We start from the raw sequence: 12,761 nt of genomic DNA, 5'->3' as shown, positions 1-12,761 counted from the left end.
CTTTATAGCGAATTTACTTAAAATAGGGAACCTTTTTCAAAGCCACACAAACTGGAACGGCAACGATAATTCCTAATATATTTTGAACGAGATCTCCAGGTATCGAAGCTAAAGGTGCAATCCAATTACCGTATAGAATCCCTTCACCAATATAATAAACAGCTATCATAAATGGAATGGAGACGATTGTTGCTATTACATTGAAAGCAGTGCTAGTACCGTTGCGACCCTTTGACCAAGCGATTTTACCAACTATATATCCTTGCAAACCACGCGCCACAATGGTGATAGGTGCCCACAATGTCCACCCTCCAACTATATCAAATAACCCCATTCCTATCGCACCAGCAAGAGCTGCTTTTTTAGGACCAAATAAAATAGATGCAATAAAAAGCATAGCTGTTCCTAGATGAACTAACCCTCCATTTGCGGCAATGGGCAGTTTAATATTCAAAAAGAAAGTAGATACGAACACAAGTGCAATCAACATTGCGGTAATAATTAAATCCATAGTTTTTTGACTTGACCTTGAATAACTTTGTGTATTTTGCATATCTGTAAACCTTCCTAACTAGAATTTTCCTATAATTTTAGCAAAAGACTGGTGTCTATAAAAGTGTCAATTTATTAAAAAACTATGAGGTCAGTTGATAAAAAATACAGATATTATACGTATTGAAAAGAGAGAGGACTGTTTTTAGCTGATTTATGATAAGATAAATAAAGTTTATAGTGGATAGGCCATATGGAGGTTATTATGAAAAAAGTTGCTGTACTACAGGATTTATCATCTTTTGGAAAATGTTCATTAACAGCTGCAATTCCGGTTCTTTCGGTCATGGGCGTGCAGGCATGCCCTTTACCAACGGCCATATTGACTGCGCAAACCGGATATCCAAGTTTTTTTTGTGAAGATTTTACATCCAAAATGAAATACTTCATAGAAGAATGGAGCAAGCTTAATGTAACCTTTGATGGAATCTATACCGGCTTCGTTACTGGTGAAGAGCAAATTAATAATATTTTCCATTTTTTAGATAAATTTTATACAAAAGAAACCATTTTACTTGTTGATCCAGTAATGGGGGATATAGGAGAAGTCTATAAACTTTTTACCGATGAATTACTGGTACTTATGAGAGAACTGGTGAAGCGTGCAGATGTCATTACACCAAATGTTACAGAGTGCTGTTTATTAACCGGATTGTCTTATGAAAAGCTGCATAGCTATTCAAACGAAGAGGACTATATTAAAGCGATAGAAGAAGCAGGGAATATGTTGCAGCAAGAAACGGGAGCTCAGGTTATCATCACTGGAATGAATCCACCGTCAGCAGTTTCAGAGGAGCAGTTTATCGGAAATATGTATTTGGACGGAAATAGAACCTTTTATAGTGCGACGCAGTATAACGGTGAAAGCTATTCAGGTACTGGTGATTTATTTGCATCTGTGATTATGGGAAGCATGATGCGTGGAGAGAACCTAGAAAAATCCGTACAGCTAGCAGTTGCATTCCTGACAGAGGCTATCAATGATTCCTCCTTGGAGCAAATTCCTAAAGTAGAAGGAGTTAACTTCGAAAAATATTTACGAATGTTATTATGAATGCTTTAAAAAATGAAAAAAATAGATAACAAAAGCTCGGCTTTTTGACTAACCGAGCTTTTTGTATAAATCAAATAGTACTTATATTATGCCGAATATTGTAAAAAATCACTTAAATAATAAGGAAACTTTCTATTTACCTCACAACAGCCAGTATTTATGTTCGTTAAAGTTTGAAAATATTTAACTTCCATAGACCTTTACAAAGATTAAGAAAAATTACTTGAAGAAAAAACAATATTATCTACAATCGAGGAATTAGTAGCTCTATTTCCTGATAAGGATAGATCAGAAATTATAAAGAAAATGCGTCAATTAGGTTGCTTAGAATTAAAAAAGAAGATAGACCGCCTTGTAAAATTACTTATGCTAATGAGCCTAATATGGAATTAATGGCTAAAGCATTCACTCACCTATATTATGAACTATTAAAAAAGGGTAAACTTAACGATAAACCTTTGCTTGAAGAGGAATGAAAAAAGCTAAGGAATATACCTCAGCTCAGTTAAGGGGAATAATAAAGAAAGAAAAGCTAGTGATAATAATATCTTCTACAATAAATTTCCTGTTTATACAAAAGACCACCAGTAATTGCTATTGGTGGTTTTCTTCAGTTTGAACTAATTTTAGAAAAATAAACAAACTGGAGAAACTACTAACAAAAGTTAGTAGTTAGATTTAAGAATATTAATAGTATTTTAAGGTCTAAAATTGATTACATACTGCTCACATTTTTGCTCACAAAACTCGGACTATTTCTTAACTTTTATTTATTATTTTTTCAATTAGAATTTGCAAATCATCCGGCCTATGAAATTCAATCGGCGAAACGCCTTTATCGAACTCTATCGTATCGGATTCTATCATCAATACATACTTTCCATTAATCTTTCCTAAATGGATACTGTCGCCGAAATCGGCTAACAGTCCTTTGATGGATGTACTGCCAAGCTTCATCCGCAGTTCGGCTTCAGGTGTATGCTCGACAATCTGGGCTGTGGCTTCGACGACCTGATGGGTTTCAAGGCGTTCCTGAATTTCCCGTTTATCGCTTGTTTCCCAGATTTCCAGATCCTGTTCGAATTTCTGCAGTTCGTCACTGTTTTCTTCGAATTGTGCGGATACATGTTCATGGACCATGTGGATGACCTGGTTTTTCATGATTTCCGGCATCGATTCGCCATACTCGACGAATTTCAAGAAGTCCTCGAAGTAGCGGGCATGTGAGGCCTGGTGGATTTTTAGTTCGGCTTCTTCGACCATTCCTTCTTCGGGCATGTAGGGGTATTGAATGGATTTCATATTTTTAGTGGTGATTGCCATTTCAACATGCCTAATCAAGGTCCGTTCATCAGAAATGGACGCAACTTTCGGCTCGAAATCACATTTTAATAAGAAAACGAATGGTTCATCAAGATATTTCGTTAATTTTGCCGAAGCGATTATGAAGACACCGCCACGGACGGCACTTGTATCAATATAAGACCGCGTGAATTGTTCATTTTCCTCTTGGAATTCTTGTTTTGTTTTTGCATATCGAACACGGTTAAATACATTGTAATTAGGGTTGGAATCAAGTGCATGTCCTTCTTCGACAATAAAAGAACCGATTTTCGTCGGTATTTGTTCAGTTTTTGGATGACGGTCTACTTTCCGTTTGGAAATCTTCATCAATTCCCCATCCAAAAAATCCTTTAGAGGACTTTCTTCGTATTCTTCAGTATCAAGAGTTTGGAAATGTTTAAAACGCTTATCAGCCTGATCGCCTTTTCCTTCGACTTGGATTAAATAAAAAGACAGATAGGTAATCGCAAAATCCATGAATGTCACCTTCTTCTATTATTAAGCATGATTCCCGTACTTTTTTTAAGACTTAATAAGTATAGTTATGTACTTTGATTCCGTCAAACGATTGGTGCAAGAATGATTAGCATAATTTTGGTGTATTATTTCATAATAATACATAAGAGAAAATAAATAATGATTCTTTATAGAATTAAAAAATTAGAATGTTTATAAGATAAATTAATGGAATACTTCAATAGCTCGCTTTATCGATATTAAAATAATGAATTATATATTGTTAGTGATGCATAATTCTGTTGAATAATAGAGCTTTCGTTCTAAAAAAATTCAAAAAACAGAATTTTACAATAATAAATCATTGACGGTAAAAAGGTTAATGCGTATAATTTGAAAGTCAGATAATTCAGGAATTGCAGAAATTTGTTGAAATTTCTTCGATATAAATGGTAAGTGAAATTATTTGTCTATAGTTTTCAGAATAGTTTATAAAATTACGGAGGAGAGAACATGAGTATTTTTAGAAAGAAGTCCATTGAGGACTTGTTGAAAACCGCAGGTTCCGGCGGAAAGGGATTGAAACGGGAACTGGGAGCATGGGATTTAACGATGCTAGGAATAGGAGCGATTATTGGGACAGGCATTTTTGTTCTAACAGGCACTGGTGCAGTGAATGCTGGTCCTGCACTTTCCATATCGTTCGTCATTGCTGGTCTTGCCTGTTTTTTCGCTGCACTTTCTTATGCAGAATTTGCCGCTTCCGTGCCGGTATCCGGTTCGACTTATACGTATGCTTATGCAACTTTAGGTGAATTCGCCGCTTGGATAATCGGCTGGGATTTAATCCTTGAATACTTATTGGCTGTCAGTGCCGTATCAGCGGGGTGGTCGGGCTATTTCCAATCATTTTTAAGTGGATTCGGAATTAACTTTCCGAAAGAATGGACGGCGGCACCGGGTTCGGTCGAAGGTGTCACGACTTATATGAACTTACCAGCCTTGTTGATAGTCATGGCGATTACCTTTTTGATTTCCATAGGTACGAAACAAACGACTAGAATCAATAATATAATGGTCGTTATTAAAGTGTTGGTAGTCTTGTTGTTCATCGTTTCTTCTATATATTATGTGAAACCGGAAAACTGGCAGCCATTCATGCCATTCGGGATCGATGGGGTATTTTCAACTGCCGCATTAATGTTCTTTGCCTTCATCGGCTTTGATGCAGTTGCATCTGCAGCTGAAGAAACAAGAAATCCAGGTAGGAATTTACCACGCGGAATTCTCGGTTCATTAGTCATTTGTGTAGTGCTTTATATGGCGGTAAGTTTGATCATGACAGGTGTGGTACCGTATGCACAATTCAGCAAGGCTCTTGACCACCCGATTTCTTTGGTGCTGCAAAGTGCAGGACAGAATTGGGTTGCAGGTATCATCGATCTAGGTGCCTTCCTCGGAATGACAACGGTAATCTTGGTTATGTTGTATGGACAAACCCGAATCATGTTTGCGATGTCACGAGATGGGCTGATGCCTAAATCCTTATCCAAACTTCATAAAAAATATAAAACCCCTTATGCGGCTTCATGGATATTCGGTTTGATAGCGGCATTATTGGGGGCATTCATACCGCTTGGTGAATTGGCTGAGCTGGTCAACATTGGAACATTGACTGCGTTTACGATGATTTCCATTGCCGTCATCGTGTTACGGAAAACAAGACCTGATATGAAACGTGCTTTTTATTGTCCGGCTGTACCGCTTGTTCCAGGACTGGCAATCGTTTTTTGCGTATTCTTGATGGTCCAGCTAGGGAGCCATACATGGATAAGGTTCTTGATCTGGATGGCTATCGGAATAGTCATTTACTTCACTTATTCCCGTAAGCACTCGAATCTTAACCAGCAGGAAAATGAACATTGAAAAAGACACTCTCTGGAGTGCTTCAGTTTGAAAACAAAAAGAGGTTCGGAATCTTCTCACCCCGAACTATGAAACTTAAAAGAAAACTTGATGATCCCTCAATGGATTGAATAAATTTGCGACACTCCTGCCGCATAATTGGCTAGCTGAGACCCGACAAACGTTTGGCAGACAGTCGGCGGAAAGGGAGCGGGTTTCTGAAATCAACTTAATATTTTTTTAAAAAAACTGTAGGTAAACAGACTTTTCTTTGAATTTGTCTACAGACTTAGACACTCTCTGGAGTGTCTTTTTTTATTTGGACATAAATAGTTCATAAGTCTTGTGTGTAAGAAGAAAATTTATCAAAGTGAATTAAGATTAGCGGACTTTATGTCGAAATAGTAAATATGGGTAGAAAAAATGGGAGGCAATTCAATCATGAAAAGTATATGGAGAAGTAAAAAAGAGATAGATTCGCTAGACTATATGCAATATAAGGAACACGTCGGTATCACGATCAGGGAATATCCGAGCGTATTGAATCAAGTGGAAATGATTCATTTGACGATGGGGGATTTGTGCATAATTCGTTCTTTACAGGAAGAAGTGAAGAAACATTTGACCCAAATAGTAGGGAATTTCTATAAAAATCTAGAACATGAACCCTCATTAATGAAAATCATATCAGACAATAGCTCTGTTGATAGGCTGAAAAAGACACTTCATCGTCATATGTACGAAATGTTTAGCGGGAACATTGATGATGCGTATATTAAACAACGTTATATTATCGCACAAGTACATGTGCGAATTGGATTGCAGCCAAAATGGTATATGAGTGCATTTCAGGATTTATTGCAGTCATTAATCATTCATGTAATTTCAAAAATAAAGAATATAGAGCAATATCAAGAAAACATTCTGGCTGTTACAAAAATTTTTAATCTGGAGCAGCAAATAGTTTTAGAGGCATATGAACTTGAAAATGAGAAGATTCGCCAAAAGAACCTAGCAGAAAAAGAAACAATCAAACTTCAGGTCAATCATAATGCAGAGGAATTGGCAGCAATCAGTGAAGAGACTAGTTCAGCCACTCAATTAATGGCAAATAAGGTAGTCGAAATTCATGATTTCACTCAAAAGGGCTCAGAGATAGCGATACATGCAGAGGGAAAATCAAAAGAGGGAGTCGAACTGTTACAGGGATTAGAGAAAAGGTTGGTAAAAACGCAGGAGCAAATGACGATCATCTCAAAAGATATGGAACAGCTATCCAATACTTCAAAGGAAATTGAACGAATTGTCACGATCATCACTTCAATTGCAGAGCAAACGAATTTGTTGGCGTTGAACGCAGCGATCGAAGCGGCAAGAGCTGGTGAAAATGGGAAAGGATTTGCGGTTGTGGCGGGTGAGGTAAGGAAGCTGTCGGAAAATACTAAGGACTCAGTTTCGGAAGTAGTGAAATTGGTTAATGGAATTGCTCATTTTACCAATGTCATGAACACGTCAATTTCCATGGTTAGCGGGGAAATTACTAAAGGAACGAAACAAGGAAAAGAAACTGGCATATTTTTTACTGATATAGCAAAGGCCATGCTTTCTGTTAAAGAGCAGAATATTAAAATCACCAAGGAAATGACAGAACTGAATGATATATTCGACGAAATTAATGAAGCATTCAATCAAGTGGCCGTTTCCTCGGATCAATTGACTCAAATGACAATGAATTTGTAATAAAGTTCAACATTCTTGTAAGAACAGCCTAATGGGGCTCATTAATATTTTAATAAACAGCTCGATAGAATATTTATGAATAAACCACAAGCCGTTTATAGAATAAGAACATACTTTGAAAAAATTAAAATCAATTCCATGAGATGCCGTTAACAGGCTGCTCAATAAATCACTTGATATCAAATAAGTTTAATGTTATATTAATAAAGCGATGAGCTAATTTGTGTAAGTCGAAGAACATGCTTTTAGCTAAACGTCGGGATGTGGCCTGACGGTTCTGCGCCACAAACGCATCAAAGACGCCTGCTGCGTGCAGGCGTCTTTTTCATTTTATCGATTCTTTTCTTGCCGCTTGTACGTCATCCTTGAATTCTTCTTGTATTTCTTCTGTTATTCCCTTGGTAGCATCCTTAAACTCCCTAAGAGAAGTGCCGACTGCCCGTCCGATTTGTGGTAGCTTGTTCGGTCCAAAAACAATTAAAGCTAAAAGAAGGATTAAAATTAAACCGGGAAAACCAATGTTTGAAAGCATAACTAGTCACTCCAATCAATTCTGTTAGTTAATATTATAGACTCCTTCCATGTATTTGCAAATGTTATTTAGGATATATTATAAAGTTCAGCAACTGATGATCCTTACAAGACAAACACTTTCCTTTCCGTCCAATTTTATCTTGCACATTCTATCTAAAAATATTACTTACCCAAGTATGCTATTACTTAAAAGATATCAATGAAAGTAGGGGACGGTAACAGAAATCAGAGTGTCACAATTAGTTTTGCTTTATGGTCATGAATAACTTGGCTCCACCTGCTAAATGTGTATCATGATAATTTTTTTATTGTCTGGGAATAATTAAACTTGCATGATTGAAGATATTTCGGTATTATAACTATACAAGCTGCGTTGTTCGTAATGATAATTAAGTTTTAACCTTTAAGCTGTAATAGGGAGTTTTATATCGAAACAGGAATGTTATGCCTCGTCACTGACTTGGACAACAGGATTGCTTCTGCAAACACCCACTTTGAGGAGTGGTGGTTTAAAACTTTCTTACTTTAATACGGCAATGGCGGCTTCCTATTTTACTAATTAGAAACCAGTTCCGATAAGGGACTGGTTTTTTGTTGTTTTTACGTATGTTCAAAACGTGTAATTAACGATAGCATCAGAAAACATATTAAGGTTTTGTGAAAGTTTTTGTTGAAAAAACTGATAATTAGCATTTATAATAATAATTAGATAACTCGGTTCACTATTTGTATAAAAATATGTGAGTCGAATATTTTTATAATGTTTACGTAAGCGCTATCATTTGGCTGGAATTACTGCAGTCACCTAGAGAGGAGAAAGATTTTATGGCTAAAATTAATACGACCGAGGTAATTAGCAACAGTAAATTTAACCGCTTTCATTTCGGATTGCTGGCATGGTGTTTTATCATTATTCTTTTTGACGGCTATGACCTTGTCGTTTACGGTACGGTCGTCCCGTTATTGACGGAGGAATGGAACCTTACTTCCGTGGAAGCGGGGGCTATGGGCAGCTACGGTCTATTTGGTATGTTGTTCGGGGCGATTTTCTTCGGGACATTAGCAGATCGGATTGGCAGAAAAAACGTAATCGCGATTACACTCATTTTATTTAGTTTATTTACGCTTTTATGTGGATTTGCGGATACGCCTACGATGTTTTCAACTTTCCGATTTCTAGCGGGATTAGGGCTTGGGGGCATCATGCCGAACGTCATTGCCTTATTGACGGATTATGCACCGAAAACGATGCGGAGCATGGTCGTTTCAATCGTATTATGCGGTTACTCATTCGGAGGAATGCTTGCTCCGATACTGGGTATACTGGTTATGCCGACATTAGGTTGGGAATCAATATTCTGGTTTGCAGGGATACCATTGTTATTTTTACCCTTCATGATGAAGCGCTTACCAGAGGCTTCGACGCATCTGATCAGAATGAACAAAAAGGAAGAACTGATCAGAATATTATCCAAAGTAAGTCCGGAAAGTAAATTCGACATCAAGGACGAACTTGTGGAAGTGAAAAAAACAGAAGCCAATATGCCGATTGTGGGATTGTTCAAGGATTCCCGTACTCTTAGCACATTGATGTTCTGGATCGCCTTTTTCATGTGCCTATTGATGGTATATGGATTGAATACATGGCTACCAAAGCTAATGATCGAGGCAGGGTATGCGCTGAATTCAAGCTTAGGTTTCTTGATCGTCCTTCAAGGCGGCGCTATCGTAGGCACGCTTATCATCGCTAAACTTTGTGATCGTTATGGTTCCAAGAAAATGCTTGTGCCGATGTATGCGATTGGGGCTGTAAGTTTGACGCTATTGGGAATGGGCGGAAGCTCGTTTGTGATTTACACATTGGTAGCGATTGCTGGAGCATGTACCATTGGTGCTCAAAACCTTGTACAAGCCTATGTTTCGCAGTACTATCCTCCAAATATTAGATCGACTGCACTAGGGGTGGCATCTGGAATCGGCAGGATTGGCGGTATGCTCGGGCCTATACTCGGCGGGTTTTTATTATCCATCTCGCTACCCATCCAATTGAATTTCATTGCCTTCGCCATTCCGGGTCTCATTGCCGCGGTTGCCTTATCATTCGTTCCAGTGAAAATGGCTTATTATAAACATGAACATTCGGAACCAACTGAAGAAATGGCCGTAGAATCCAATAAAATGAACGTCTTATGAAACTACATGCATGAAATGCAGTGCAGGGATACCCTCGCTGTCATTTCATGCATATTTGTTTTATTGCCCTTTTATGTCGTAGTAATAGGTCTAGATGAAAACTGCAAATTGCAAGAACTGGCGTAAAGTTTTTCCAGGAATTGTTTGGCTTGACCTATTTTTGAGGAATGTTGCTTAAATGTTCATAATTTCGCAATATGAGTCACTCTTAATATAACGAATAAATGTTAGAATGATGGTACGGATAATTAATTCTCCCTTGAAGTGGAGCGAACTAGAAATTAATCTCATCTTTTGTGAGGAGTCATTACTTTGAAAATTTTAAAACATGTAATTTTTTGGTTAAGCATTATAGGGACATTATTCTCTATGATTTATTTCTTTGTAGCGGACATTCCGTTATATGTTAAATTGTTAGGCGGAGCCATCATCCTTTATCTCGGTTATGATCTAATAACAGAATCAAGGAAAAGAAAGCGTAAAGAAGCCTTGGAAGCTTAATCCTTATATTCATTGAAAGCCCTCTTTGATAAGAGGGCTTTTTTGTTGGTTAATATGGCTAATTGACTTTGATAATCGACAATATTCTAAAAACTAAGATGATATATAAATTGGCGGACGTTCTGAATAAGTGCAGGTAGACGGGCAATACACCATGAATGATCATTATGTCCTGCAAGAGCAACTCAAAATTGAAATGAAAGGGTTTCCAGTTAAACAGTTGTTTGAAAATGGAAGGACTTTGAGCACCCTCATGTTCTGGATTGCATTTTTCATTTGTTTGTTTGTAAAGTATGGTTTGAGTACATGGCTACCAAAAATCATGGGAGGAACAGGATATGAGCTAGGATCAAGCTTGACATTCTTAGTCATATTGAACCTCGGAGCGGTTTTTGGGGCGATCGTTGGAGGGAAGCTTGCAGACAGATATGGTTCCAAGAGGATTCTGGTTACTTTCTTGGTCATTGGATTCGATACCCTTACAATGCTGAGCTTCAAGCCAAGCATGATCATGCTAGATAGACTGATTGCCATTGCAGGAGGTACGACAACAGGTACACAAATTGTAACGAATGCATATGTATCCCAGTATTATCCGAATGAAACCCGTTCTACAGGAGTCGGATGGGCATTGGGTATCGGCAGAATTGGCGGAATACTCGCTCCTACTTTCTGCGGGGTCCTGCTTGATATGAAGGTATCATTGCAAGGCAATTTTTTAGCTTTTGCCATACCATACATCATAGCAGCACTGGCGATTTGGTTCATTCAAGATAACTTCAGTTATATGACCGTAAACAGGCAGGAAAAGAAATTGATATAATAAACACCCAGCTGAATCACTTATGGAAAAGTTCAAATGAGGATCAGCCAAAACAAAACGTGGAGATCTTGGTAAAAGAATGAAAGGGCCTTATGCCCTTTCATTCTTTTATTGTCTAGGGCCCCATATAATGACTGAAACCCCGACCAAGCAGATTAAAGCTCCAATCCAATCATATAAATCAGGGGTTTTCTTATCGATGCCCCATCCCCATAAAACCGATAAAACGATGAAAACCCCGCCGTATGCAGCATATACACGTCCAAAGGTAGGGAACGTTTGGAAAGTTGCAATGATGCCGTATAACACCAACCCAAAACCTCCGGCTAAACCTAGATAAATGGATTTACCTTCTCTTAACCAAAGCCATATAAGGTAACCGCCGCCAATTTCAGCTAGACCAGCCATAAGGAATATTACGGTAGTAACTAACATATATGTATACCTCTCTTCCTAGTTGAAATTTTATCATATATGAAACTGCAAATGACATACTTTACAGAGTCCTTACTAAATGAAAGTTAACTGGCGCATAACCGGTAAGGCATGGAAATGGTCTTTAAAAAGTTATTAGTAATAGGTAAAAATGACATTTTTATTTTTTGACTCTAACTTGGATTGCCATACAGATGCAAAGGGTACTATACCTAAATAGGAATATAGTAATTTAGTTGAGGAGTTGCAGCCATGAAAACCCGAACATTTGCATACATGTTAGCACTATTTCATTCAAGTATTGTCGGCTTATCTTTCTTATTCACGAAAATGGCGATTGAAGAATCGAATCCGCTGGATACTTTGGCGTTCCGATTTTCCGTTTCTTTCGTCATCATTTTATTCCTAGTTGCCGTTAAAGTCATTAAGGTGAATTATTCCTGGGAGTCGGTTAAACATCTTGTTCCGTTATCTTTGTTATTCCCAACTCTATTCTTTGCCTTTCAAACTTTCGGACTTAAGTATTCGAAATCCACCGATGCTGGAATTCTGTCAGCCGTCACCCCGATTCTAACATTGATGATAGCTGGATATTTCCTTAAGGAGAAAACATCTTTATATCAAAAACTTTCGATTGTATTGTCGGTAGTTGGGGTCATATTTATTTTTGTGATGAAAGGGAGCACAATCAATTTTTCCGACATGCTAGGGATGGTGTTGATCCTGCTATCCTGTATTGCAACTGCATGTTATACAACGATGACCCGTTCCCTTGCCAAGGACTATACACCAGGTGAAATGTCCTTTTTCATGATGGGAACAGGCTTTGTCATTTTTAACGTGGCTGCGCTCTTCACCCACTTAAAACAAGGAACGATGCCGGAATTCTTTACACCATGGTCGAGCATCGAATTCATCAGTTCCATTTTGTATTTGGGAATATTGGCTTCATTGGTCACTTCGTTATTATCCAATGCGATCTTATCAAAAATCAAAGCGTCCCAAATGAGTGTGTTCGCAAACCTATCCACTGTTGTAACGATTGCAGCAGGAGCTCTCATTCTAAAAGAAAAGATTACAATCTACGATATATTGGGGTCGATTCTCATTATTTTAGGTGTAATAGGCACGAATTATTTTGGAGTGAAAAAAGAGCATTCAATAAAAGTGAATCTTGAATATAATGAAGGCAAAATGTGAAATAAAAATGGTCCATCCCGTTTG

Annotated in this window: 11 protein-coding genes and 1 other RNA gene; 8 read left to right on the top strand and 4 right to left on the bottom strand. The window is 37.7% G+C overall.

Going from position 1 to position 12,761, the window contains the following annotated elements:
• Window positions 1–13: 13 nt before the first annotated feature.
• Complete coding sequence (locus ACFVS1_RS09695) at window positions 14–553, bottom strand: ECF transporter S component (protein ID WP_387546803.1); 540 nt, start codon at window positions 551–553, stop codon at window positions 14–16.
• A 204-nt stretch (window positions 554–757) separates the two neighbouring features.
• Here ACFVS1_RS09695 and ACFVS1_RS09690 point away from each other — a divergent pair, with 204 nt between their 5' ends.
• Window positions 758–1,606 carry a pyridoxamine kinase gene (locus ACFVS1_RS09690; protein WP_387546800.1) on the top strand — a complete coding sequence of 283 codons (849 nt, stop codon included), beginning with the start codon at window positions 758–760 and terminating at the stop codon, window positions 1,604–1,606.
• Window positions 1,607–2,365: 759 nt separating this feature from the next.
• On the opposite strand, the gene ACFVS1_RS09685 is transcribed toward ACFVS1_RS09690, so the two are convergent.
• A complete protein-coding gene (locus ACFVS1_RS09685; protein WP_387546797.1) occupies window positions 2,366–3,427 on the bottom strand; it encodes a DUF3900 domain-containing protein in 1,062 nt (353 codons plus the stop codon).
• 492 nt (window positions 3,428–3,919) lie between these two features.
• Between ACFVS1_RS09685 and bcaP the strand changes: the two genes are divergently transcribed.
• Together bcaP and ACFVS1_RS09675 are read left to right on the top strand one after the other, a co-directional pair.
• Window positions 3,920–5,332 (top strand): branched-chain amino acid transporter BcaP, encoded by a 1,413-nt coding sequence (gene bcaP / locus ACFVS1_RS09680; RefSeq protein ID WP_387546794.1) that lies wholly within the window; start codon window positions 3,920–3,922, stop codon window positions 5,330–5,332.
• A 420-nt stretch (window positions 5,333–5,752) separates the two neighbouring features.
• Complete coding sequence (locus ACFVS1_RS09675; RefSeq protein ID WP_352923680.1) at window positions 5,753–7,051, top strand: protoglobin domain-containing protein; 1,299 nt, start codon at window positions 5,753–5,755, stop codon at window positions 7,049–7,051.
• Between the two features lie 325 nt (window positions 7,052–7,376).
• Here ACFVS1_RS09675 and tatA read toward each other — a convergent pair whose 3' ends face one another.
• Entirely contained in the window at window positions 7,377–7,583 is a 207-nt protein-coding gene (tatA, locus tag ACFVS1_RS09670; RefSeq protein WP_101222064.1) for a twin-arginine translocase TatA/TatE family subunit, read from the bottom strand.
• A 364-nt stretch (window positions 7,584–7,947) separates the two neighbouring features.
• Here tatA and ssrS point away from each other — a divergent pair.
• The 4 genes from ssrS to ACFVS1_RS09650 all read left to right on the top strand — a co-directional run bounded on the left by ssrS (window position 7,948) and on the right by ACFVS1_RS09650 (window position 11,102).
• Window positions 7,948–8,135: non-coding RNA, 6S RNA (gene ssrS / locus ACFVS1_RS09665), on the top strand.
• 275 nt (window positions 8,136–8,410) lie between these two features.
• Window positions 8,411–9,778 (top strand): MFS transporter, encoded by a 1,368-nt coding sequence (locus ACFVS1_RS09660; RefSeq protein ID WP_387546789.1) that lies wholly within the window; start codon window positions 8,411–8,413, stop codon window positions 9,776–9,778.
• Window positions 9,779–10,090: 312 nt separating this feature from the next.
• Window positions 10,091–10,279, top strand: coding sequence for a hypothetical protein (locus ACFVS1_RS09655; RefSeq protein WP_241588640.1), 189 nt, complete (start codon window positions 10,091–10,093; stop codon window positions 10,277–10,279).
• A 154-nt stretch (window positions 10,280–10,433) separates the two neighbouring features.
• Entirely contained in the window at window positions 10,434–11,102 is a 669-nt protein-coding gene (locus ACFVS1_RS09650) for an MFS transporter (protein WP_387546786.1), read from the top strand.
• Window positions 11,103–11,210: 108 nt separating this feature from the next.
• Here the strand turns inward: ACFVS1_RS09650 and ACFVS1_RS09645 are convergent, their stop codons facing one another.
• Window positions 11,211–11,537 (bottom strand): YnfA family protein, encoded by a 327-nt coding sequence (locus ACFVS1_RS09645; protein WP_101222067.1) that lies wholly within the window; start codon window positions 11,535–11,537, stop codon window positions 11,211–11,213.
• Between the two features lie 252 nt (window positions 11,538–11,789).
• Here ACFVS1_RS09645 and ACFVS1_RS09640 point away from each other — a divergent pair, with 252 nt between their 5' ends.
• Complete coding sequence (locus tag ACFVS1_RS09640; protein ID WP_387546782.1) at window positions 11,790–12,737, top strand: DMT family transporter; 948 nt, start codon at window positions 11,790–11,792, stop codon at window positions 12,735–12,737.
• Window positions 12,738–12,761: the final 24 nt, after the last annotated feature.

Source organism: Peribacillus sp. NPDC058075 (genome assembly GCF_042885195.1).
GTDB lineage: Bacteria > Bacillota > Bacilli > Bacillales > DSM-1321 > Peribacillus.
The sequence above is the reverse complement of the archived record's forward strand: the minus strand, read 5'-3'. Positions and strand labels throughout refer to the sequence as shown.